At 58.1% G+C, this 24,331-nt stretch carries 20 protein-coding genes and 1 pseudogene; 10 read left to right on the forward strand and 11 right to left on the reverse strand.

Features of this window, described 5'->3' with window-relative positions:
• Positions 1-50 precede the first annotated feature (50 nt).
• The 4 genes from ACXAEW_RS21320 to acs all read right to left on the reverse strand — a co-directional run bounded on the left by ACXAEW_RS21320 (position 51) and on the right by acs (position 4,951).
• A complete protein-coding gene (locus ACXAEW_RS21320) occupies positions 51-1,838 on the reverse strand; it encodes a sodium:solute symporter family protein (RefSeq protein WP_474943355.1) in 1,788 nt (595 codons plus the stop codon).
• Between the two features lie 5 nt (positions 1,839-1,843).
• Positions 1,844-2,128: a DUF4212 domain-containing protein gene (locus ACXAEW_RS21325; protein WP_474943356.1), complete on the reverse strand. Its 285-nt coding sequence runs from the start codon at positions 2,126-2,128 to the stop codon at positions 1,844-1,846.
• A gap of 167 nt (positions 2,129-2,295) precedes the next feature.
• Positions 2,296-2,976 (reverse strand): adenylate kinase, encoded by a 681-nt coding sequence (locus tag ACXAEW_RS21330; protein WP_474943445.1) that lies wholly within the window; start codon positions 2,974-2,976, stop codon positions 2,296-2,298.
• Between the two features lie 16 nt (positions 2,977-2,992).
• The gene (gene acs, locus ACXAEW_RS21335) at positions 2,993-4,951 is read right to left on the reverse strand and encodes an acetate--CoA ligase (RefSeq protein WP_474943357.1); all 1,959 of its coding nucleotides are present in this window, start codon (positions 4,949-4,951) and stop codon (positions 2,993-2,995) included.
• A gap of 543 nt (positions 4,952-5,494) precedes the next feature.
• Between acs and ACXAEW_RS21340 the strand changes: the two genes are divergently transcribed.
• From ACXAEW_RS21340 to ACXAEW_RS21365, 6 genes and pseudogenes are all read left to right on the forward strand, one after another.
• Positions 5,495-6,517, forward strand: coding sequence for a BMP family protein (locus ACXAEW_RS21340; protein ID WP_474943358.1), 1,023 nt, complete (start codon positions 5,495-5,497; stop codon positions 6,515-6,517).
• Between the two features lies 1 nt (position 6,518).
• Positions 6,519-8,066 carry an ABC transporter ATP-binding protein gene (locus tag ACXAEW_RS21345; RefSeq protein WP_474943359.1) on the forward strand — a complete coding sequence of 516 codons (1,548 nt, stop codon included), beginning with the start codon at positions 6,519-6,521 and terminating at the stop codon, positions 8,064-8,066.
• A complete protein-coding gene (locus ACXAEW_RS21350) occupies positions 8,056-9,105 on the forward strand; it encodes an ABC transporter permease (protein ID WP_474943360.1) in 1,050 nt (349 codons plus the stop codon). Before ACXAEW_RS21345 ends, ACXAEW_RS21350 begins: the two co-directional genes overlap by 11 nt.
• 2 nt (positions 9,106-9,107) lie before the next feature.
• Positions 9,108-10,052, forward strand: coding sequence for an ABC transporter permease (locus ACXAEW_RS21355; RefSeq protein ID WP_474943361.1), 945 nt, complete (start codon positions 9,108-9,110; stop codon positions 10,050-10,052).
• A complete protein-coding gene (locus ACXAEW_RS21360) occupies positions 10,052-11,326 on the forward strand; it encodes an amidohydrolase family protein (RefSeq protein WP_474943362.1) in 1,275 nt (424 codons plus the stop codon). Before ACXAEW_RS21355 ends, ACXAEW_RS21360 begins: the two co-directional genes overlap by 1 nt.
• Before the next feature lie 5 nt (positions 11,327-11,331).
• Positions 11,332-11,841, forward strand: a pseudogene (locus ACXAEW_RS21365) (D-lyxose/D-mannose family sugar isomerase); the annotation flags it as partial.
• Positions 11,842-12,088: 247 nt separating this feature from the next.
• On the opposite strand, the gene ACXAEW_RS21370 reads toward ACXAEW_RS21365, so the two are convergent.
• Both ACXAEW_RS21370 and ACXAEW_RS21375 read right to left on the reverse strand, forming a co-directional pair.
• Positions 12,089-12,793 (reverse strand): response regulator transcription factor, encoded by a 705-nt coding sequence (locus tag ACXAEW_RS21370; RefSeq protein ID WP_474943363.1) that lies wholly within the window; start codon positions 12,791-12,793, stop codon positions 12,089-12,091.
• Between the two features lie 3 nt (positions 12,794-12,796).
• Positions 12,797-14,416 carry a sensor histidine kinase gene (locus tag ACXAEW_RS21375; protein WP_474943364.1) on the reverse strand — a complete coding sequence of 540 codons (1,620 nt, stop codon included), beginning with the start codon at positions 14,414-14,416 and terminating at the stop codon, positions 12,797-12,799.
• Positions 14,417-14,784: 368 nt separating this feature from the next.
• Here ACXAEW_RS21375 and ACXAEW_RS21380 point away from each other — a divergent pair, with 368 nt between their 5' ends.
• A complete protein-coding gene (locus tag ACXAEW_RS21380; protein WP_474943365.1) occupies positions 14,785-14,988 on the forward strand; it encodes a hypothetical protein in 204 nt (67 codons plus the stop codon).
• A gap of 11 nt (positions 14,989-14,999) precedes the next feature.
• Here ACXAEW_RS21380 and ACXAEW_RS21385 read toward each other — a convergent pair whose 3' ends face one another.
• From ACXAEW_RS21385 to ACXAEW_RS21405, 5 genes are all read right to left on the reverse strand, one after another.
• Positions 15,000-15,794: an ABC transporter permease gene (locus ACXAEW_RS21385; protein ID WP_474943446.1), complete on the reverse strand. Its 795-nt coding sequence runs from the start codon at positions 15,792-15,794 to the stop codon at positions 15,000-15,002.
• A 14-nt stretch (positions 15,795-15,808) separates the two neighbouring features.
• Positions 15,809-16,540, reverse strand: coding sequence for an ABC transporter ATP-binding protein (locus ACXAEW_RS21390; RefSeq protein WP_474943366.1), 732 nt, complete (start codon positions 16,538-16,540; stop codon positions 15,809-15,811).
• A 115-nt stretch (positions 16,541-16,655) separates the two neighbouring features.
• Positions 16,656-17,207, reverse strand: coding sequence for a GNAT family N-acetyltransferase (locus ACXAEW_RS21395; protein ID WP_474943367.1), 552 nt, complete (start codon positions 17,205-17,207; stop codon positions 16,656-16,658).
• Complete coding sequence (locus ACXAEW_RS21400) at positions 17,200-17,508, reverse strand: type II toxin-antitoxin system TacA family antitoxin (RefSeq protein ID WP_474943368.1); 309 nt, start codon at positions 17,506-17,508, stop codon at positions 17,200-17,202. The genes ACXAEW_RS21395 and ACXAEW_RS21400 overlap by 8 nt, the downstream gene beginning before the upstream one ends.
• Positions 17,509-17,695: 187 nt before the next feature.
• Complete coding sequence (locus ACXAEW_RS21405) at positions 17,696-18,343, reverse strand: LuxR C-terminal-related transcriptional regulator (protein WP_474943369.1); 648 nt, start codon at positions 18,341-18,343, stop codon at positions 17,696-17,698.
• 90 nt (positions 18,344-18,433) lie between these two features.
• Between ACXAEW_RS21405 and ACXAEW_RS21410 the strand changes: the two genes are divergently transcribed.
• The 3 genes from ACXAEW_RS21410 (at position 18,434) to ACXAEW_RS21420 (ending at position 24,329) form a co-directional block, all read left to right on the forward strand.
• Positions 18,434-18,772 carry an EF-hand domain-containing protein gene (locus ACXAEW_RS21410; protein ID WP_474943370.1) on the forward strand — a complete coding sequence of 113 codons (339 nt, stop codon included), beginning with the start codon at positions 18,434-18,436 and terminating at the stop codon, positions 18,770-18,772.
• 85 nt (positions 18,773-18,857) lie between these two features.
• Positions 18,858-20,777, forward strand: a complete 1,920-nt coding sequence (locus tag ACXAEW_RS21415) for a sensor histidine kinase (protein WP_474943371.1) — start codon at positions 18,858-18,860, stop codon at positions 20,775-20,777.
• 132 nt (positions 20,778-20,909) lie between these two features.
• Complete coding sequence (locus ACXAEW_RS21420; RefSeq protein ID WP_474943372.1) at positions 20,910-24,329, forward strand: calcium-binding protein; 3,420 nt, start codon at positions 20,910-20,912, stop codon at positions 24,327-24,329.
• The last annotated feature ends 2 nt before the right edge of the window (positions 24,330-24,331 follow it).

Raw genomic sequence — 24,331 nt, forward strand, 5'->3', positions numbered from 1 at the left:
CGGAGTGTGCAAGGTTGGACTGCGATGTTTTCAGCCCAACCTGCATGGTTTTAGTGGTCCTGAGCGGCGCCGGCACCGCGAGGTACGCGAACGCTTTCGACCAGTTCCTTGATGTTTTGCGGGGTCTCTTTGGTCATGCCCGCGACAACGAAGGCAACCGCAAAGTTCACTGCTGCACCAATTGCACCAAAGGAGGTGGATTTCACAGTGCCCAACAGCGGATCAGCATCGGTGAAGCTGTTGGTGTCAGGAATGAAGAACCAGCCTTTGTGCAGGAAGATGTAGAGCAGTGTAACCGTCAGACCTGCAATCATGCCTGCAACCGCGCCGGTGTTGTTGATGCGGGTCGAGAAGATCCCCATCATCAGCGCCGGGAAGATCGAGGCCGCCGCAAGACCAAACGCCAAGGCCACGGTTTGCGCCGCAAAGCCCGGAGGGTTGAGGCCCAGGTAGGTTGCAACCGCGATGGCCACAGCCATGGCAATTCGCGCCGACAGCAGTTCGCCTTTTTCCGAGATATTCGGATTGATGGAGCCCTTGATCAGGTCGTGGCTCACCGCTGAGGAGATGGCAAGCAGCAGACCCGCAGCTGTGGACAGTGCCGCCGCCAGACCACCTGCAGCCACCAGACCGATCACCCAGCTGGGCAGGTTGGCGATTTCAGGGTTGGCCAGAACCAGGATGTCGCGGTTGAACTTGGTCAGCTCGTTGCCCGCCCAGCCGTTTGCTTCGGCCACTGCGGTCATATCGGCGTTCTTGTCGTTATAGTACTGGATCGCACCATCGCCGTTTTTGTCTTCCCATGCCAGAAGGCCGGTTTTCTGCCAGGTCGCCATCCAGTCGTACTGCGGATCGTTTTCGATCTGCTGAACGGTTACGGCGCCACCGTCGATGCCACCATTGGGCCACATCATTTCCGTGATGTTCAGACGGGCCATTGCACCAACAGCCGGAGCGGTGAGGTACAGCAGGGCGATGAACACGAGGGTCCAGCCCGCAGACCAGCGCGCATCCGCAACACGCGGAACGGTAAAGAAGCGCATGATCACATGCGGCAGACCCGCTGTACCGATCATCAGCGACAGGGTGAACAGCACCATGTTGAAGGTGTCAGAGTGGTGGGCGGTGTATTCGTTAAAGCCCAGCTCGGTCACAATCGCGTCCAGTTTCGCCAGCAGCGGTTCACCTGATGCGGCGTGTTCGCCAAACAGACCCAAGGCCGGGATCGGCGTGCCGGTCAGCTGCAGCGAGATGAAAACGGCCGGGATGGTGTAGGCCATGATCAGAACGCAGTATTGTGCCACCTGGGTGTACGTCACACCTTTCATGCCGCCAAACACTGCGTAGGCAAAGACCACACAGGCACCGATCAGCAGACCAGTGGTGTTGGAAACCTCAAGGAAGCGACCAAAGGCCACGCCAACACCGGTCATCTGACCAATCACATAGGTGGTCGAAGCAACGATCAGACAGATCACCGCAACAACACGTGCAGTCGGGCTGTAGAAACGGTCGCCGATGAACTCGGACACGGTGAATTTGCCGAACTTGCGCAGGTAAGGTGCAAGCAGCAGCGCCAGCAGAACATAACCACCGGTCCACCCCATCAGGAAGGTGGAGTTGTCATAGCCGGTGAAGGCAATCAGACCCGCCATAGAGATAAACGAGGCCGCAGACATCCAGTCCGCCGCTGTCGCCATACCGTTTGTAACCGGGTGAACGCCGCGACCCGCAGCGTAGAATTCAGATGTGGACCCCGCGCGGGCCCAGATCGCGATGCCGATGTACAGCGCGAAGGATGCGCCCACAAACAGCAGGTTGATAACAAACTGATCCATCGTGATTACTCCTCTTCCACGCCGTGTTCACGATCCAGCGAGTTCATGCGCCAGGCGTAAAAGAAAATCAGGCCGAGAAAGACCAGGATGGAGCCTTGCTGGGCGAACCAAAAGCCCAGATCGGTGCCACCAACAGAAATACCCGCCAGAAGCGGACGCAGCAGAATGCCAAAGCCAAATGAAACCAACGCCCAGATGGCGAGGCTCACATAGATAATGCGCAGGTTGGCTTGCCAGTAGGTCTTGTCAGACTCGCTGGTTCCCGTCGCATGTGTGGATTGATCCGTCATAGCGGGTCTCCTTTCCTCCATACATGGGTGTTTCGATTGTCCTCCCGAAACACCCTCTCCCTAATTGCGTGACCTCCTGGGCCACGTCTTGCCCCCCGCTTCCCACAAACACAGGATAAAATGGGGCGTGCCGCCCGGCTGGCGGTGTCTCAGCCGGGCGGCAGAACTCACAATGATTTGGTGACGATGTCGCCAAGTGCGGTGGTGATTTCATCAATCCCACCCATGGCGTCGACCGAGGCCAGAACCCCTTTGGTCCGGTAATAGCTCACCAATGGTGCGGTTTGCGCGTGATAGGCTTCCAGGCGGCTGGCAACTGTTTCAGCCTTGTCGTCAGCACGGCGCTTCATTTCTGTACCGCCGCAGTTGTCGCAGGTGTTTGCGATCTTGGGCTTTTTGAAACTGTCGTGATAGCCCTCGCCGCAGCCTGCACATGTGTAGCGGCCCGAGATCCGTTCCACCATCGCCGCATCGTTCACATCCAGACTGATGGCGGCGTTGATGTACTGGCCGGTTTCGTCCAGCAGCCCATCCAGCGCCTCGGCCTGAACCGTGGTGCGTGGGAAGCCATCCAGGATGACGCCTTGCTGGCAGTTGTCTTCGGCCAGGCGGTCCCGCAGGATATTGATCACAATCTCATCCGAGACCAGGCCACCCGCTTCCATCACGGCTTTGGCCTGCTGGCCAGCCTCGGTGCCGGCGGCCACAGCGGCGCGCAGCAGATCCCCGGTGCTGAGCTGCACCAGGCCAAATTTCTCTTCCAATCGGCGGGCTTGGGTGCCTTTGCCAGCACCCGGAGGGCCCAGTAAAATCAAAACTGCCGGGCGTGTAATGACATTTCCGTCCATCATGATCTTTCTCCCTTTAAGAACCAGCGCGGTTTTTGATGAGGTCGTCGACGACGGAAGGGTCTGCGAGTGTTGATGTGTCGCCGAGGGATCCGAAGTCGTTTTCGGCGATTTTGCGCAAGATGCGGCGCATGATTTTGCCGGAGCGGGTTTTGGGCAGGCCCGGCGCCCATTGGATCACATCCGGGCTGGCAATCGGGCCGATTTCGGTGCGCACCCAGGTGCGGAGTTCCTTGTAGAGCTCCTCGGAGGGTTCGCGGTCATTCATCAGCGTGACATAGCAGTAAATGCCCTGACCCTTGATCTCATGCGGGTAGCCGACCACGGCGGCCTCGGCCACGGCGGCGTGCGCAACCAGCGCGCTTTCGACCTCGGCCGTGCCCATGCGGTGGCCCGAGACATTGATCACATCATCCACACGGCCCGTGATCCAGTAATCGCCATCCGCGTCGCGGCGGCAGCCGTCACCGGTGAAGTAGTAGTTTTTGTAATCCGAAAAGTAGGTCTTCTCAAACCGGTCGTGATCGCCCCAGACGGTGCGCATCTGACCGGGCCAGCTGTCTTTCATGCATAGAACGCCCTCGACATCATTGCCGGAGATTTCTTCACCCGATTGCGGATCCAGAACCACCGGCTGCACGCCGAAAAACGGCTTCATCGCAGCGCCGGGTTTGGTGGCATGGGCGCCGGGCAGCGGTGTCATCAGATGGCCGCCGGTCTCGGTCTGCCACCAGGTGTCGACAATCGGGCAGCGGCCTTTGCCAACCACATCATTGTACCAGTTCCAGGCCTCGGGATTGATCGGCTCTCCCACGGTGCCCAGGACCTTGAGATCGGAAAGGTCGTATTTCTCAACAAATTCCGTGCCTTGCCCCATCAGCGCGCGAATGGCGGTGGGCGCGGTATAGAATTGGTTGACCTTGTGCTTTTCACACACCGCCCAGAAACGACCCGCATCCGGGTAGGTGGGCACCCCTTCGAACATCAGCGTGGTGGCCCCATTGGCGAGCGGCCCATAGACGATATAGCTGTGGCCGGTCACCCAGCCCACATCCGCCGTACACCAGTAAACGTCGCCGTCGTGGTAATCAAAGGTCACCTCATGGGTCAGTGCGGCATAGACCAGATAGCCGCCGGTGGTGTGCACAACCCCCTTGGGCTGGCCGGTGGAGCCAGAGGTATAGAGGATGAACAGCGGGTCTTCGGCGTTCATTTCTGCAGGTTTGCAGTAGTCATTCGCCTCCAGCGCCATTTCATTATAATCAAAGTCACGATCGTCGACCCAGGTGGTCTGACCACCGGTGCGTTTGACCACCAGACATTTGACGTCTTCCTTGCAATGCAGCAAAGCGGCATCGGCATTGGACTTCAGCGGCGTCTTGCGCCCGCCGCGTGGGGCTTCATCGGCGGTGATGATCAGCTTGGCATCGGATCCGTTTACACGCGCGGCCAGCGCATCGGGCGAGAAGCCGGCAAACACAATCGAATGGATCGCGCCGATGCGCGCACAGGCCAGCATCGCATAGGCGGCCTCGGGGATCATCGGAAGATAAAGGACAACCCGATCACCTTTGCGCACGCCCAGGGTCTCCAGCACATTGGCCATGCGGCAGACGTTGGTGTGCAGCTGTTTATAGGTGATGTGCTGGGCGGCCTCGTTTGGATCATCGGGTTCAAAGATGATCGCGGTCTGATCGCCGCGGGTTTCCAGATGGCGATCGATGCAGTTGGCGGCCACATTCAGCGTGCCATCAGCAAACCAGTTGATCGACACATTGCCCGGCGCAAAGCTGACATCCTTCACCTGAGTGAACGGCTTGATCCAATCCACCCGCTTCGCCTGCTCGCCCCAGAACCCTTCAGGGTCAGAAACAGAGGCCGTGTACATTGTGTCATAGGCATTTGCGGTAACATTGGTCTGCGCTACGAACTCGGACGACGGTGCGAAAGTGGCATTTGTGGCGTCAGCGGACATGCGATCTCTCCTCCCAAGAGCTATGTGTGAATGCTACGCCCTCCAGCGTGCATCGTTATCAAAAGGATAGGCCAAACTGAAAATAACTGAATAAATAACTGAAACTGCGTGGGAAAAATGTGAAGATAGTTTCAGATATCACCCATTCTTTTGTAAATTAATTATCAAAAAGTCAGAGTTCACGGAGTTTTCCGTGGGTTAGCCTGTTTGTCAAAGCTGGCGTTGGTTGTGGATTTTTTACAGGATTGGGGTTGGAAATTTGCTCAACTATAGATTGTTGGGGCGCTAACGGTGAGATCGCAATCCAGTGACGCCATATCTGGGAGGCTTTGGGTTGGGGTTTCGCCACCTGAAAGGAATCGCGATTCGGGTGCGTTTATGGCCGTTTGGTTTGCGCCCGACGGACCTGCCTAAAGGGGCAGCAAACGCGCGACGCTGCCTCGAATTTTTGCAGAGTTTTTGTGTCAGCAGAGATTACTTTTCCAAACGGTCAAGAAATAGTGCACTCTTGCCCAGAAAGAGACAGCAACAAGGAGCTGCAAGATGAAGACCAACCTTACCCCTTCTGCTTTGACCCGCCGCACATTGCTTGGAACGGGTGCTGCGGCCAGCCTCTTGGCGGTGCTCAAACCGTCTGTGTTGAAGGCGGCGGAGCCCTTAAAAGTTGCAGGTATCTACACGGTGCCGGTGGAACAGCAGTGGGTCAGCCGCATTCACATTGCAGCCCTGGCCGCCCAAGACCGTGGTGATATCACCTACACCTATTCTGAGAATACCGCGAACACAGATTATTCGCGCGTGATGCGTGAATATGCCGAACAAGGTATGGATCTGATTGTAGGGGAGATCTTTGGCGCAGAAGCCGAAGCCCGCGAAGTGGTTGCGGATTACCCGAATGTGGCGTTCCTGATGGGCTCCTCTTTCAAGGAAGACAGCAGCCTTCCAAACCTGTCGGTCTTTGATAATTACATTCAAGATGCATCCTATCTGTCTGGCATCATTGCGGGGGCGATGACCAAATCCGGGAATATCGGCATGGTCGGCGGCTTTCCGATCCCCGAGGTGAACCGTCTGATGCATGCCTTTATGGCCGGTGCCAAAGAGATGAACCCGGATATCAAGTTCCAGGTCTCCTTTATCGGCTCCTGGTTTGATCCGCCCAAGGCGAAGGAAACCGCCTATGCGATGATCGAAAACGGCGCTGATATGCTTTATGCGGAACGCTTTGGCGTTTCGGACGCGGCAAAGGAGAAGGGCATCCTGGCCATTGGCAATGTGATCGACACGCAGGCGGATTACCCGGACACGGTTGTGGCTTCGGCCATTTGGCATTTTGAACCGACGTTGGATGCGGCGATTGCGGCCGTAAAAGCAGGGACATTCATGGCTGCCGATTATGGGACCTATTCCTTTATGAAGGCGGGCGGCTGTTCGCTGGCTCCTTATGGCACGTTTGAAGGCAAAATCCCGCAGGCGGCGCTGGATCTGGTGGCTGCAAAAACCGCTGCGATCAAAGACGGCTCTTTTGCTGTGACCATCAACGACGAAGAGCCAAAGTCCTCTTAATATGTCAGACGCAGTATCGGCGCAGCCTCCGGTGCTGCGTCTTTCCAATATCACCAAGCGCTTTGGCAAGGTGGTGGCCAACGATGCCGTCAGCCTGGACCTGGCGCGGGGTGAGGTCGTGGCCCTGCTGGGTGAAAACGGCGCGGGCAAGACCACGTTGATGAATATCCTCTTTGGCCAATATGCGGCTGACGAAGGATTTGTCGAGGTTTTCGGCGCGCGGCTGCCACCGGGATCGCCCCGTGCGGCTCTGGATGCGGGCGTCGGGATGGTGCACCAGCATTTCACCCTGGCGGAGAACCTGACTGTCTGGGAGAACATTGTTCTGGGCACATTGCCTTTGTTTGGGCGCTCTCTGGCGGCCCGGCAGGCGCGCGCGCGCATTCGCGAACTGTCCAAAGCGTTCAAGCTGGTGGTGGACCCGAATGCCATTGTCTCATCTCTTACTGTGGGAGAACGGCAGCGGGTAGAGATCCTGAAGGCGCTCTATCGTGAGGCGCGGATCCTTATTCTGGATGAGCCAACAGCAGTCCTGACGCCACAAGAGGCCGACGGGTTGTTTGACACTTTGCGCCAGGCGCTGGGGCAGGGGCTGTCTGTTGTGTTTATCTCGCACAAACTGCATGAGGTGATGGCAATTGCAGACCGGGTTGTGGTTTTGCGCCATGGCAAACTGGTTGCACAGCGCACTACCGCTGACACCACGCGTGAGGAATTGGCAAGGCTGATGGTCGGCGGGACAACCAAAGCCCCTGAGTTCAAAACGCGCCCAGCAGGGCCTGCATTAATGACGCTTGATCGGGTGAGTACGGAAAAAGAGGCGGACGGAACCGCATTGTCTGATGTGTCCCTTGCGCTTCATGCGGGTCAGATCACTGGGTTGGCGGGTGTTTCGGGGAACGGGCAGGCGACTCTGTCCGATCTGATTTCTGGTCTTGTGACCCCAAGGTCGGGGGTGATGACACTTGCCGGTGCAGAGGTTTCGCACTGGAGCCCGCGCGTTGCCCTGGCCCGCGGGATCGCGCGTATTCCCGAAGATCGGCACAAGACCGGCACAATTGCCGATTTCGACCTGACTGAAAACGCTATGCTGGAGAGTTATGCGAGCACTTTTTCAAACCGCGGCTGGATCAACTGGCGTGCCGCGCGGGCCCATGCAGAGCATTTGATTGAGACTTATGACATCCGATGCCCCGGTCCTGAGACACGTATCCGTCTGCTGTCCGGTGGCAATATGCAGAAATTGGTTCTGGGGCGGGCCCTGGAAACAGAGCCCAGGATTATCCTGGCCAACCAGCCTGTGCGCGGTTTGGACATTGGTGCGGTGAATTATGTGCATGCGCGACTGGGAGAAGCCCGCACCGGGGGCGCGGCGATCCTGCTGATTTCCGAAGATCTGGACGAGATCATGAAGCTCTCTGACGTGGTGCATGTCATCTCAGAAGGCCGTCTGAGCCCTGGTTTTGCACGGGGCGCGATTGATGCGGCCGGTCTTGGGGCATGGATGGCGGGTGACGGTTTTGATGAGGATGTGGCCCATGCGTCTTGAACCGATTGCAAATCCCACGCTGGCGCGCCGGGTGGTGCCTCTGACCTTGGCCATTGCAGCCAGCTTTGGGGTGGCAGCACTTCTGGCGATGATTGCGGGCGGCAACCCGTTTCAGGTCTTCGGTCAGATCATCCTGGGCGCTGTGGGCTCGAAATTCGCACTGCTAGAGACGTTGAACCGCGCCACGCCGTTGATTTTCACCGGGCTTGCCGTGTCGGTCGCCTTCCGGGCCAAACTTTGGAACATCGGGGCTGAGGCGCAGCTTTATATGGGAGCCGTGATCACAGTGCTCCTTGGTACCGGTGCGCTTGGCCTACCGGCTGGCCTGTTGCTGCCTGTGATGGCGCTGGTGGCCATTATTGCAGGTGGCATTTTGCTGCTGATCCCGGCGCTGTTGAAAACCCGGTTGGGCGTTGATGAGGTCGTCACCACGCTGTTGTTCAACTTTATCTTCCTGCTCTTTGTGTCCTATCTGTTGGAAGGCCCGATGAAAGATCCGATGGGCATGGGCTGGCCGAAATCCGCCCGTCTGGTGCCCGAAGCGCGGCTGCCCCGGATTGTCGAAGGCCTGCGGCTGCACTGGGGCTTTGCCCTGGCACTGATTTCGGCAGTGGGGATCTGGGTGGTGGATCGCTATACCACACTGGGGTTTGAAATGCGTGCGGTGGGGCAAAACGCACATGCCGCCCGCTTTGCCGGTATCCCTGTGAATCCGGTGATCCTGAAAACCGCGCTTTTGTCTGGTGGTCTGGCGGCCTTGGCCGGGTTTTCCGAGGTCGCGGGCCTCAAAGGGGCGCTGACGCTCGATCTGTCACCGGGCTATGGCTATACTGGGATTGTGGTGGCGATGCTTGCGCTGCTGCACCCGCTGGGCGTTGTGGGGGCAGCGCTGTTTGTGGCCGCGATCTTTGTCGGGGCCGACAGTATGAGCCGCGCTGTTGGTGTGCCCAGCTACCTGGCGGATATCATGCTGGCTTCGGCTTTGTTGCTGACGGTTCTGGCCATTCTGATGACTAAATTCCGCGTCAGGAGGGACTGAAGATGGATATTCTGGAAATCCTGTTATCGGCCTCCTTCTGGGCCGCTGCCATCCGCATCGCCTCTCCTTTGATCTTTGCCACGATGGGAGAACTGATCTGTGAACGCGCCGGGGTTTTGAACCTCGGGATTGAGGGGATCATGGTGGCCGGTGCCTTTGCCGGTTGGATTGCGGTCTGGGCGGGCCTGCCTCTGTGGGGTGGTGTAGGTGTTGCGATGGTGGCGGGCATGGGCTTTGGCGCGCTGCACGGCGTGCTGTCGGTGCTGTTTGGCCTGTCGCAGCATGTGGTGGGCGTTGGCATCACCCTGCTGGCGACCTCGCTGACGTTTTACACCTATCGCGTGGCCCTGCCCGAAGTCTCAACCCCGCCCAAGATCGAGGCGTTCCAGGTCTATGAGATCCCGATCCTGTCCAAGATCCCGGTCATCGGGCCTGCGCTTTTTGCGCAGACGCCACTGACCTATCTGGGTTTTGGACTGGCGGGGGCGCTTGCCTGGGGGCTGTATCGCACCCCCTTGGGGCTGGCGATCCGTGCAGTGGGGGAAAGCCCGGCCTCGGTCGCGGCCCAGGGGCTGTCGGTGGCGGCCCTGCGGATGGGGGCTGTGATCTTTGGCAGCGGCTTGATGGCGGTGGGCGGCGCCTTTCTGACCATGTCTGCTTTTGACAGTTTCTTTTTCGGCATGGTGAACGGGCGCGGCTGGATCTGTATTGCGCTGGTGGTCTTTGGCGCGTGGCGACCGGGCAAAGCCCTGTTGGGCGCGATCCTTTTTGCCGCCTTTGATGCGTTTCAGATCCGTCTGCAACAGACCGGGATTGGCGCGCATGTGCCCTATCAGATCTTCTTGATGATGCCCTATATCCTGTCCATTCTGGCCCTTGTCCTGATGTCGCGCCGGGCGTCTGTGCCTGCGGCGCTGATGGTGCCATTCAATAAAGGAGAGCGGTGATGCTGGATATTCTGGTCAAAGGTGGCACGTTGCCGGATGGCTCGGTGCAGGACATTGCCATCGCCGGGGACCGGATTGTGGAGATTGCACCGCAGATCACCGCCGAGGCGGCAGAGGTGATCGACGCCACCGGCGATCTGGTGTCGCCGCCGTTTGTGGACCCGCATTTCCATATGGATGCAACCCTGTCCTATGGCACGCCGCGGGTGAACGCATCTGGAACCTTGCTGGAGGGGATCGACCTTTGGGGTGAGCTGCGGGATCTGGCCACCGTGGATGAGATGGTCGAGCGCGGTCTGAAATACTGCGATTGGGCGGTGTCCATGGGCCTATTGGCGATCCGCAGCCATGTGGACACGACGCCGGACCACCTGAACACGGTAACGGCTATGTTGGAGCTGCGCGACAAGGTCAAAGACTATCTGGATCTGCAACTGGTCGCCTTCCCGCAGGATGGCCTGTACCGCGCGCCAAACGGGCGGGAAAACCTGTTGCGGGCGTTGGATATGGGCGTGGATGTTGTGGGCGGCATCCCGCATTTTGAACGCACCATGGCGGATGGCGCGGCCTCGCTCACCGATCTTTGCCAGATCGCGGCGGACCGGGGCCTGATGGTGGATATCCATTGTGATGAGACCGACGACCCGCTGTCGCGCCATATTGAAACGCTGGCCTATGAGGCCACGCGGCTTGGATTGCAGGGGCGGGTGGCAGGCAGCCATCTGACCTCGATGCATTCGATGGACAATTACTATGTCTCGAAACTCCTGCCGCTTATGGCCGAGGCAGAGATCAGCGCCATTCCCAATCCGTTGATCAATATCGTCCTTCAGGGGCGTCATGACACGTTCCCCAAACGGCGGGGTCTGACGCGGGTCAAGGAAATGCAGGCCATGGGTATCCGCGTGGGCTGGGGGCAGGATTGCGTGCTGGATCCCTGGTACAGCCTTGGTACTGCTGACATGCTGGACGTGGCCTTTATGGGGCTACACGTGGCCCAGATGACCCATCCAGACGAGATGGCGCGGTGTTTTACAATGGTGACCGAGACCAATGCCGCAATCCTGGGCCTGCAGGACTATGGGCTGAGGACGGGCGGGCTGGCCTCTTTGGTGGTCTTGGATGCTGGTAGCCCAATTGAGGCTCTGCGCCTGCGGGCCGCGCGATTGGCCGTTGTGTCCAAGGGGAAAATTGTTGCCCGTGGTGGAAGAGGGGACGCAAAACTGTCGCTTTCTGGACGTCCCGATGTGGTGGCCCGCCGAATGCGTGCTTGATCGCGGGCCTGTTCCTGTTCACCCTGCGCAATGGTCTTTTGTCTGATCTGCAGAAAGGCGCCGGCATGTGTTATGCCGAAAAGCTATTGATTTCGCGTCAGGATCAGCTGAGCCCGATGCACACCCATGTGATCAAGGCGGAAGACATTATCAACCGAGGTGGTGCGACGCTGGTGGTTGAGCTTTATGGCTCGGATGATGATGGGAATTTTGCCGAAGATCGCGGCGGTGTTGTCTGGTGCGATGGGATGCGCCGCGACTATGTCGCCGGTGAAAAGCTGTGTTTGGCACCCGGGCAAAGCGTTACTTTGCGGCCCGGCGATTGGCATGCGTTCTGGGGCGAAGGCGGTGATGTTCTGATTGGCGAAGTTTCAACCGTGAATGACGATGAAACGGACAATGTCTTTTGCGCGCCCCTTGGACGTTTTGCGGAGGTCGACGAAGATGAGCCTCCAGTGCACTTGTTGGTCAGCGATTACCCGGGTGTTTTCGGCGAAGTTGGCCTGTCTCGATAGGTACATCTGTCGCGCAGCCGTTATGTTCCTGTGCCGAGGGATCCGTGGCATGTGACCGTGGCTTTGGAATAAGAAAATCCCGTGCGGGCCGATTTGGAGAGAGGGCCCACACGGGACGGGAATGAAAGGATTGCTTGGTTTCCCGACAAAGATAGAGCACCTCTGTCATGGATCGCTTGTCCCAAAGCCACTGTTGCTGGCCGCAGGCAAGATTTCCAGTCTTATAACTTAAGAGTTCCGTTTGCCGTCACAAAGAACTGTGCGCCTCGGCCGCAAGGTGGTGGCGGGGAGGAACCCCGTCCAGACAGAAGCCGCGATGGCGCACCGTTTTGATCTGAAAGCCAAAATCACCGCTTGCCAGTTTGCGACGAAGATAGCCGATATAGACGTCGACGACATTTTCGCTGCTGCTGCCTTCGGCGGCCCAAAGCGTATCAAACAGGGTTGCGCGGGATTTTGGAGCAGCCGGGTCCGTCAATAGGGTCGACAGCAACGCATATTCGCGGTCGGTCAGTTCCACCCGTTGTGAGGCTCGCAGCAGGGCCTGGTCCGCTTCAAACAGCTCAGCTGGTTCCGGACGGGCCACGGGCGCGCGGCGTTCCTGAACCCTCAGGCGGGCGACCAGCTCGTCAAAGCTGAAGGGTTTGACCACATAGTCATCGGCGCCCGCCTCCAATCCGGCCGTGCGGTGGTCCACGTCCGACAGGGCCGACAGCATCAGTATCGGCAGGGTTGCCCCTTGCTCGCGGGCGGTGCGGACAAGGTCCAGTCCGCTGTCTTCCCCCAGCATCACGTCGATGACGGCCCCGTTGAAGGTCTGGGCTGCAAGCTGCTCCAATGCCCGGTCCGCCTGGTTTTCAGTGACCGTGTCATATCCAAAAAGCGCCAGACCCCGGGCAAGGGCTGAGGTGATTTCCGGGTCGTCGTCCACGACCAAAAGAGTCGGTGCCATGGGTTACTGCATCTCCTGAGCGGTGATCTGTGGGGAGGAAGCCGGGCGTTTGTCGGCGACGGGCAGTGTAAATTGTACAGCAGTGCCCGGCGCCGCGCCGAGGGCCAAGTCTGGGGGGAGGGGGCTTTGGACTGCAATCTGCCCTCCCTGTTGCGTTATGACCCAGGACGCCAGGGCAAGGCCGATGCCAAAACCCAGGTCATTCTCAGTGCTACCCTGGGCAAAACGGTCAAACACGCGCGCCTGATCTGCCTTGGATATTCCTGGACCATTGTCGATAACAGACACCATGAAACCTTGACGGTTCTGCGAGAAGCAGAGCCGCGTGTGCCCGCCTGATCGTGCATGACGGATGGCGTTGCGGATCACCCCGACCAGCACCTGGCGCGTCCAGTTTGCGTCGCATATCAGGTTTACTTTGGGAACGTCATCAATCTGCAGCACCATTCCGGCGCTCTTTATTTCTGCGCAGGTTTCGCCTTTGACCGCATCAATGAGGTCTGGCAACGCATGTGCTGCGGGTTCCAGTAACAATTGCCCGTCCTCGGAGCGGGCGACCCGCAAAAGATCGTCGATACGGCGATTAAGGCGCGTGGCGCGGGTCTCGATGGTTTGAAAGGCACACAGGGTATTGGGGTCGGCCTTTGCCGCCCGTTTGCCGATCTCGGCCTCCATCAGGATCACGGTCAGGGGGGTGCGCAACTCGTGGCTGACATCGGCAAAGAACCGTTTCCTGTTCTCGTTGATCTCTTCCAGCCGCTGGTTGGCATGGCGCAGCTCTTGGGTGCGGGTCTCAATCGTGTCGTTCAGCCGACCCCATTCTGCAGACACATCCGCCTGCCGGGCGGCAAGCGCGGCCGCCATGTGGTTGGTCTCCGCATAAAGCCGCCCGATCTCGTCCTGTTGCGTGTCGGGCAGGGCCAGAGCGTAGTCCTGAGCGCGGATTTGCTGTGCTGCACCGCGCAATCGTTCCAGCCGGGCAAGCTGCGGCCTGATCAGCCCGGCATAGAACAGGAGTGTTCCCAAGGCAGACAGGGAGGCAATCACAACGGCGGCCCACGTCAGAGATGCGCGTAGGTCCTGGATGCTGGCCATCGTCTCACGCCGGAACTGTGCTTCGGTATTGACGGCCTGGTTCAGAAGAGGGTCAAACGTGCCTGCAAACCCATCCAGCTGGGCGCGCAGGGTTATGGCTGAGGCGCTCTCTCTGCTGAGGCCCGTAAGGGTCTGTTGCAAGAGGGCCTCCATGCGCGCCAGGCCCAGGGATTGGGTGGCAAAACGGGATTGTTGATCAAGGCCACGGTCACGGGCTTCATGTACCGCAGCGGCAACTTCACGGCGCAGAAGATCAAAGGCTTCGCTCATTTCTTCCGCTGCAGGTGTGATGCGATCCAGACGCTGATCGGATGGCAGGCCGGTCTGGATTGCTTCGGTGGCGATCACCAGAAAGGCCGAAGCACGGGTGGAGAGATTGGCATAAAGCGCCATGCGCTGTTCTGCTGCTAAGGTCGAATTGAGCCTTTTTGAGACATCATTCATACCTATGGCCAGAACCAAAGCGGCCGCAATGGTACTGGTGCACAAAGCCACCGCGCCGAGGCCGAGCTTGATTCGCAACGACAAGCCGCAGGCGCCAGAACGCGGCGGACGGACTGTGCGAGACAGGCTTTGAAGCAGTGTCAAAGGTTTAGGTGGCCTCCCTGCCCGGATGTGATCCCGGGTTGAGCCTAGCAATGGGATTGGCATCGGGGCACCGCGACTTAAGGCTATGTTGACCACTCATCATCCGGCTTGGGTCTTTTTGACATTTAAAAGGAGTTTTGGAGATGTAGGATTCTACTTTTTGGGTTTCAAACGCCTTGAAACCGTGCAATTGCGCAACAAATAGACATTTGATTCGTTGATCTGGCCAACGTTAGCGGTCTCCGAATTGGAGTGTGCATCTGCAGCGTGATATGAATGGCGTCAGCAACAAAAGAAAGCTCCTGATAATGATTGAACTGCTTTTCGTGGCCTGCGTTGCAGGCCAACCGTCGTCCTGTGTCGAACGCAGCCTCCTGTATACGGATGTGACACCTATGGCCTGTGTGATGGGTGCACAGCCCGAGCTTGCGAAATGGGTGAATGACCATCCCAACCAGCAGATCAAAAGCTGGAAATGCCGCGGTGTGAACCTGTCCGAACAGAAAGCCTGAGGCCGCGCTGATCAGCCGCCTTTGCGTTTGAGCAATCCGCGCGCCGGATCGTAGCCCCAGACCGCAAGCGTGCTGAACACCAGCGTTGACGCGAGCACCCAGATCAGCGCGCTCCAGCTGAAATCCAAATACAGCAGAAATCTGATGAGCTCGACCGCATGTGTAAACGGGTTGAGGGCACAGATGTCACGCAGCAGATCCGAGCTTTCGGCCATTTTCCACAAAGGATACAGGGCCGAAGACAGGAAAAACATCGGGAAGATGACAAAGTTCATGACCCCGGCAAAGTTTTCGAGCTGTCGGACAAAACTGGATAAGACCAGCCCCAATGCGCCCAGCATCATGCCCGACAGTAAGAGCCCCGGCAGCACTGCCAGATAGCCAAGGGGTGGCATCGTGATTCCAAAGAATGCTGCAATGGCCAGAAAGGAGTAGACCTGAAGGATCGAGATGGCGGTGGAGCCGATCAGGCGACAGGTCAACAGCCACCAGCGCGGTAAGGGGCTGGTCAGCAGAAGACGCATGGAGCCCATTTCCCGGTCATAGACCAGGCTGAGCGAGCTTTGCATGCCGTTGAACAACAGGATCATTCCGCAGAGGCCGGGAACGATATAGGTCTCATAGGTGATATAGGTCTGGTAGGGTGGGGTAATCGAAATGCCAAGTGCGGCGCGAAAACCTGCGGCAAAGACCAAAAGCCAGACCATCGGGCGCACAAGGGCTGACAGGAACCGTTCGCGCTGATGTATGAAGCGCAGGAATTCACGGCCTGTGATTGCGCGCAAAGCGCCCAGCCATTGGGCCATACGGTTGGGTCGTGTCATGTGCGGGCCTCCGACGATGTGGCGGTGCGGGACAGGAACCACTCCGAAAGGGTTTTGTCCCCGCGCAGCGCGCCTGCCGCACCCCGCTCCAGGATCTGTCCGCGATGCAGCAGGAGCAGCTGATCACTGTCGCGGACCTCATCCGTCAGATGGGTGGTCCAGAGCACACAAAGCCCCTGATCTGCCAGATCATGCACATGGTCTGTGATGGATTGGCGTGCAGCGGCGTCCAGGCCGACGGTGGGTTCGTCCAACAACAGAACCTTGGGATCATGCAGCAGGGCACGGGCCAGTTCGGTGCGTCGGCGGTGGCCACCATTTAGCAGGCGGACTTTTTCATGGGCGCGTTCGGCCATGCCCAGTCGTTCCAGCGCAGCATTGGTGCGATCCGCAACTTCGCGGCGTGGGATCCCGTGCAACGCCGCAAAATAGGCGAGGTTCTGGCGTACTGTCAGATCCAGATCCAGTGTGGGCTGTTGAAACACCACACCAAGCGCCGAAAGCGCCGGGCCAGAAGCGGTGCGCAGATCATGCCCCCCAATCTCGATTTCACCCGTGGGGGCCACCAACAGCCGCGTAAGAAGGGAGATCAATGTGGATTTCCCCGCGCCATTGGGGCCGAGCAATGCGCAGAAACAGCCGGTCTCTACCTGAAAGCCGAGGCTGTTCAGCGCCTGTTTCCCCCCGTAGCGAAAGGACAGGTCCTTTACCAACAGCCCATGCCCCATATGGTTCCTCCTCCACGGCAATTGCTTTGACCAGCCTAGCTGTTACAGCTCCGGTGGCAACCGGCCTGCCAGATCTGGCAGGCACTTATTTTTTGTGAGCGATTGCACGGGGCCTTCATAAGCTGGCCCGCGCGTCTTTGATGGTGAGCGCCAATCGTTTGGCATCTTGTGCGGGGTTCAGGAATTCAAACCCAAGGTCACGATAGAACTTCAGACGCCGGTGATAATTCTTGTCCTCTCGCACGTCCAGAACAATGGCGGCGATCCCAAGACTGTCGCTGAGGGCGACACAGCGTTCAATGGCATCGATCATGAGAAAGGTGCCCAGCTGTTTGCCCTGAGCCGTTTCGTCGATGGCGATGGTGGTGATATAGGCGGCGGGGATAGGGTGAGCATAGCGCTGGCCCAGATCTGCGGCGTCCTGTGGCGCGATACTGTGGGCGCAGATACCGTAATATCCGATAACGCGGGCTTTACGCTTTTGATCTTGTGCCGCGTCCCATTCACCGCGTTCAAACAGGCAATGTACACTGGCCTTGCCATCGCGAACCATGCCGCTGGCACCTTCGCGGATCCAGCGGTCCAGCTCTTCTATTCCGCAAGAAAAAGCCCTGCGATCGTGCAGGGCTTTGTCGAATTTCCGCACCAGATACGGTGTCTTAGTCATCTGCGAACAGCTCTCGCTTTTGTTCGGCCAGCGCAGCCAGGCGCGCATTCCGTTTGCCGTCTGACTTAACCGTTTCCGCAAAGGCCGCAAAGAGGTCATTTGGTAGGGCTGTTTTATGGTGCTCTGCTGTGATCCGCTGCGCTTCGCGGTAGGCAACCGAGGTGATAAATGCCGTGACATCCAGCCCAACGGCAGCGGCGGCCTCATCAATGGTCTGGGCCACGGCCGGGGTCATACGGATGTTTTTGTTCTTGGTCTTGCCGCCGTTCATCGCCGCAGCGGGCTGATTGATCTGTTGCATGGCAATCTCCGAAAACCAGGGCACGATATAGGCCTGTTACGGGTGTAATATATATGCTTGTGCGCACATCGTCAACACAAGTTCCATTGTCATGCCCGTGCCAGCAAGGTTCCATTGGACGCACGACAAACGATGCCCGTCGATACTGCGTTGTTATGGGACAGGAGAGGCAGGATTTTGCGGCTGTTCACAACTCGCTGCTTGGATCAATCAGGCCTTCCTTGAGAGCAAATGCTACCAATTGGGCAACGGAATGGACCTGTAGTTTTTGCATCAGGTTCGTTCTGTGGCGGTCGACGGTTTTTGGACTGATACCAAGCAATGCAGCCATTTCCTTGTTGCTGCGGCCGGACACAATCATGTTGAGCGTCTGCCGTTCCCGATCCGTCAGTGCACTGGGGTTTGGTGCAGCCTCCAACATCGCCACCACATGCTCTGAGACATGCCGACCGCCGCGCAGGATCAAGGGAATGGCCTGATAAAGCTCATCATTTTCGGTTGATTTAGAAAACAGCCCGTCAACATTAGCGGCCAACAGTTCAGAGATTTTGCCAACCGCCGAAATCCCTGTGAGCACCACAACCTTGGTCTCTGGGGACCATCGGCGTGTTTCCAGGACAACTTCCGTGCCGCCAGCCAGCGGCATCTGCACATCCAACAGCAACAAATGCGGTTTGTGCAATCGCACCGCTGCAATCGCCTCAAGCCCATTTGAGGCTTCTGACACAACTTCAATGCCAGACGGTTCTATCAAATCCGGGGTTTCCAGTGCGGCGCGTAGTCCGGATCTTACGATTGCATGGTCGTCGGCAATGATGGCTGTAAATCTTCGCACAATCAGTGCCCGTCCTCTTCAAACCCCTTCAAGGTTTGCGGAGGATGGGCAGCGTTGTCAACGGCGCCTGCACGTCCTAGGCTGGTCCTCATGTTCCCTTTGCGCCGTTTGTTTCTTTTGGTTTTGCTGTCCGCGCCGGTTTCCGCCATCGCTCAGCCGAGCGCTGTGGACCCGACCCCGGCCGAAACGCAGGCCTTTTTGGCATCGGATGCCAACGGAGATGCGAGATTGCAGTTTGCGGAGTTCAAAACCTTTGTCCGGCTGATGGCAAAGGCAGGACAGCCCACGGCCCAAAAGGTCAAATTCTTTGCGGCCTATCGGTTTGCTTTTAGTGTCGCTGATAAAAACAAAGACCATGTTGTCAGCCCGCAAGAGCTGCGGTCCGCCGATGATCGCTATCAGGCTGGCGAGGGACCCGGTCACAATTGAGGTCGATCCCCCATTTTGCTTTTGGTCTCTTGTCTCGCGTCACCAGAGCGTCTCTGATAAAGGGGACGCCGACGCGGGGGCTTTTATGCTGCGCCTAAATATTCTTTCAGTTGTCCGGGCTTTGATCTGTATGGTCTGGGCCGGATCTGTATCTGCGCTTCAGCTGGATGCGCAGAGCCCGGCCTTGGATCTGCTGCCGCATATGCAGTTTGCGCGGGGAACAGCGGCCGACCCGGACGGGATGCGCGCTGCGTATGACGCCGGAAAATTCGCCCCTGACATCACGGCAGATCGTTTCGAAGGGGATCATGCCGCCGAGCTGTGGGGCGCTGTCGAGATCACGGGCGCACAGGATGTGATACGGCGTGTCCTTGTGGAACTGCCACTTGCAAGTGAAGTGGACGTCTACCAATACTCTGCCTCAGAGCGCAGGCATATTCTGGGATACTCCCTATTTCGCCCCTTTGACGAAACACAACATGCGGGCGCAAGATTGAGGACAAAGCCCATATCGCTGCCTGCAAATGCGTCGGCGCTCTTGTTGTTTCATTTCAAGTACGGCCCCCTTCAGGAGCTCTCGGTCTCACTGGAAGACGAGGAAACCCTTGCCAAAGCCGTGATCAATGATGTCGCCATCTGGGCAGGGTTCTACGCCTTTGCGCTGGCTGCAATCTGCGTTTTTGTGGCCTATTTTGCTGCGCTCAAAGAGGCCATGAGCCTGCTCTATGCGCTTTTATTTCTCTCGGCGCTTGCGTTTCTTGCCTATATGGACGGGATCCTGTTCCGGTATCTTTTCCCAAACATGCCGATGATCCAATCAGCGACGGGATTTTTCCTGTTTCTTGGCGTTTCGACGTTTGGCTATGCTTTGGCAGCCCTGGGGTTCAAGCACCAGGGGGCGCGCCGTTCAATGCAAGTGGCCTTGGGGATGTCGGGGAGTTGCGTTCTGCTTTTCCTGGTGTCGCTGGTCTCTCCCGGTCCTGTGGTTGCCGGGCTTGCCAATGTTGCTTTCATGGGAATGTGTGTGGCGGTGGCCCTGGGGACACGTTTGCCGGTCGGAACGGCTGCAACCAGCATGCGGATCGCCCGCGGTATGGGGCTTCTGGTCTTGGCCGGGGTGCTTTGGGTTGTGGTCCCGCTGTTCATGCCTTCCTTTTCGCCCCCGCCTGGGTTTTTGAATACAATTAAGATTTTGTACATAATTGTTGTTTTTGCAGGCCTTTCCAATCTGAGCGCGCAGATCATTGCTGTCCGACGCGCGCATGAGGCGGCACAGCGGGCGGAAATCGCGGCACTTCGGCGCGAGGCGGCGCTGAGCCGACAGCTGGCCGGATCAGAAAAGAACTATGCCCATGCGCAGGCTCTGGCGGTGCAACGCCAGCAAAAGCTGGCAACGGCAGCCCATGATATTCGCCAACCTCTGAAAGCCCTGCGATTGCGGCTGGATAGTTTGGTCGGAACGCTGACCGATGATGCGCAAGCGCGTTTGCGCGAAGCCTTGGATTACATCGACCGTTTGACCACGGGCTATATGGACGCGGATAGCGCGGATGCGGCGGAAAGCCAGCCAGAAGAGATCTATGACCTGCAGATGGTGATCACCGCAGTACACCGTATGTTCGCGCCAGAGGCCATGGACAAAGGTCTGGATCTGCGGGTTGTGCAGACCAAGCGACGTACCAACCTGCCGGCGGCCCCACTGATGCGGATCGCTTCTAACCTTGTGGTCAATGCCATCCGCCATACTGAAACCGGAGGGCTCGTTATCGGTGTGCGCCGTCGCAAAGGGCGGGTGTGGTTGTGCGTATCGGACACGGGCCCCGGTTTCCCGGAGGCGGATTTTGACCGGCTCAAACTGTCCGGTGTTGCGGGTGAGGCGTCGGATGGTCACGGGCTGGGTCTTGCCGTCTGCGTTGCTCTTGCGGATCAAATGGGAATTGACCTTGAAGTTCGGTCAAATCCGGGCAGCGGTTCCAGTTTCTATCTGAGCCTGCCTGAGGCCTGAATACGGAACGACCCGGCCTCGGATGATCCAAATGGGGGATCGACCCCATAACCTCTACGCCGCAACCCTCATACCTTGATTGCATAGGAACCGGCCCTGCCGGATCAGTCATGCAAAAGAAGGATTTGGGTCATGGGACTCTTCACAAAGAAAAGCATTCACGAAACGATCAAGAAATATGGCTGGAGCAGCACGGCGGATGGCGGCTCGGGAAATGACAAGATCTATGGTTACAGCATCGACAAAAACACGCTCTTTGGCGGGTCCGGGAATGATTATATCGAAGGTTGGGGCGCTCGGAATTACCTTTATGGAGGGTCCGGGTCGGATACGATCAAAGGCAAAGGCGTCTACAACTACCTCAAAGGTGGTACTGGCCACGACAAGATCTATGGCTATGGCGCCACCAACAAGCTGTATGGCGAAAGCGGGTATGACAGCCTTTATGGGTATGGCGCGTACAACTACCTCAGCGGAGGGGATCACAACGATGTCCTGAAGGGCTATGGCGCGCGCAATGTGCTTTATGGCGGCAACGACCAGGACCGGCTTTATGGCTACGGCGTGTCGAACCTGTTGGACGGTGGCAGCGGTAACGACAGTATTTACGGCTATGGCGCGGACAACGCAATGCACGGGCAATCCGGGCGCGACTACATGGTCGGCTATGGCGCGTCAAACCGGATGTATGGGGGCACCGACAATGACACGATGGTCGGCAAGGGCGGCGTCAACATCATGCACGGCGACAGCGGTCATGATGTGATCGAGGCGCATGGCATCACCAATGTGGCTCATGGGGGCACCGGTAACGACACAATCAAGGGCATCGGTGGAACCAACAACCTGTATGGGGACAGCGGCGATGACAGCATTACCGCCGAGGGTGGCGTCAACACGGCCAAAGGCGGGACCGGAGATGACACGATCAAGGCGACCGGGGGTGTAAACACTTTGTTTGGCGAAGACGGCCAGGATCTGATTGAGGCGACAGGTGGTGTCAACACGGCCTTTGGCGGCGGTGGCGACGACACAATGGTGGCCGATGGCGGAGACAATCTGCTGACTGCGGGCAAGACGATCAACACGTTCTTCGGCGGCGAAGGTCGCGACCGGATCGAGCTGAAAGGCAGCGTGAACACGGCCTTTGGTGACGAAGGTGACGACCACATCACTGCCAAGGGCGGCATCAATACGATTTTTGGCAATGATGGTGATGATCTTTTGGAAGCCATTGGCGGGATAAACACAGCATCCGGCGGAGAAGGCAATGATGTGATCCGGGGCCTTGGTGGTGTGAACACCTTCTTTGGCGGCGCGGGTAATGACACGATGGAAGCCGCAGGTGGCGCGAACATAATGTCTGGCGGTGCTGGCGACGATAGGATGACAGCCGCCGCACTGACCATCACCTCGCAATCCGGTGACGCCGGCAATGATACAATGATCGCAACTTCTGCGGGCAACAGCCAATGGGGTGGGGCTGGTGATGACAAGCTGGTTGGTGTTGGCGTGGCAAACCTGCAATGGGGTGGGGAAGGCGATGATCTCTTGGCCGCCCTCGGCCAAAGCAATGTGCAGTTTGGTCAAGCGGGTGCAGACGACCTTTATGCTGTCGGTCAGCAAAACCTGCAGTTTGGTGGCGATGGGGCAGATCTGCTGGTGGGGGCCGGGATGTTAAACATCCAGCACGGCGGCGCATCCGGGGATGTTCTGGTGGCGGCAGGCAGCTCCAACATTCAGATCGGGGCCGAAGGAGACGACTGGATGGTTGGGGCCGGTGCATCGAATGTGCAATTTGGCGCGCATATCTGGTCCGCGATCCCAGAGGATTTTGAACTTGGGGATCTCGATATCGACGCTGCACGTGACAAGATCGAAGAGTTTCTGGACGTGGACGCCGCTGAGGACGGTGCAAATAAGATGCTTGCCGGTGGCTATGGCAACCTGCAAGTCGGTGGCGCGGATGCGGATGTGATGATCGGTGGTGGTCGCGGCAATCTGCAGTTTGGCGGCGCAGGGGATGACATTCTGCTGGGCGGCGGCCAGGCCAATGTGCAATCCGGTGGCGCAGGCCATGATACCTTGCTTGGGCTTGGCCAGATCGGCGTTCAATCCGGCGGAGACGACGGTGACGTGATGCTTGCGATGAAGGTCGGTGGTAAAGTCGGCCTTCAAATCCAGAATGGTGGCACCGGAAACGACCTGATGATCAGTGCCGGTGATCCGGTCGAGTTGGCGAAAGGCACCTGGAGCGACTTGAAGACGCTTGTATCCGAAGCCGTGGAGGCCAAGCTCGATCCTGCTTCTGACACAGATGAAGAAGACTCCCAAACGCTGAATGACAAACAGACCGTGGAATTGACCGAGACCGTAAAGGATATGGTCAAGGATGAGATACCCACCGCCTTTAACGTCCAATTTGCAGGGGACGGGGATGATATCTTCCACGTGGGTGGAGATATGGGTTTTCAAATGGGCCAGGCGGGGCGCGACATCTTTCTGGGAGGTGGCAGCTTCAACCTGTCGCTGGGGGGCACGGACAGCGATTTGATGCTGACTTCGGGAGACGCGTTGAACTTCTCTTTCGGGCAGGAAGGCTCGGATTGGATGATCGACATCGCAACCTTTGGCGACCTGTTCCTGTCGGCCGTGTTGCCAAAAGTCACAGATTTCGATCTGTCGGCGGTCTTTGATGCAGATCTCTTTGCCCCAGTCACAGGTTTGATCGGGTTTGCCCATGACGTCAAAGACACGATCGCAGAGCTGAACCCGCTGGGCGATATTCTTGATGTGGCGGGGGATGCGATCCAGACCGTGACGGATGAGGTGGCCGAAGCAACCGCAGAGCTGCGCTCTCTGCTGGATTATTCGGGCACGCAGGTTTTTGGCGGCGCGGGCGACGATATCCTCTCTTCTATCGGCGATATGGTCGGTGGTCAGGGGGCTGATACCTATGTGTTCAACTTTGAGACCGACGGCACCATAGATGAGGCCGGATTGGACGCGCTCAAGGATGCCGCCCGCCTTGCGGATCTGGCAGACGGCGAAGTTGACGCGCTGATCGGCGGCGCAGGTGGGGACGATACAATAGAGCTGCGGGATGCGGGAGGACTGGATGCTGCGGATCTGCGCTTTTGGGTTGACGGTGGCAAAGACCTGGTTGTGATGAAGGATGGCGCAAGTCTGCGGATCAAGAACATGGATGACGCCGAGACAACAGTAGAAACGCTGACACTTTGGAACGGTGACGCCGGGCAGAGCTTTGACATTGCCGCGGCCTTTGCGGATGGTGCTTTTACCGCCACATCCTCTTTTGGGGCGCAAAATACCGGTGCGGTTGATCTGGCTGACTATGCCGTTGGCATGACGGATCACAGCAGTGTTGACGCACGGTTTGCGGATGCCTTTGAGGGGTGGATGGACACCCTGTCTGATGTTGCGGGTAATCTTCCAGGGGTCGGCGACAGCTTGGCGCAAGCCGTTGATGCCGTCGACGGATTTCTGGCGATGGACGTGGTTGTGCCCAGCGATGAGTTTGTGTTCGTCTGAGT

The organism is Epibacterium sp. ABZ3_068 (assembly GCF_056159265.1).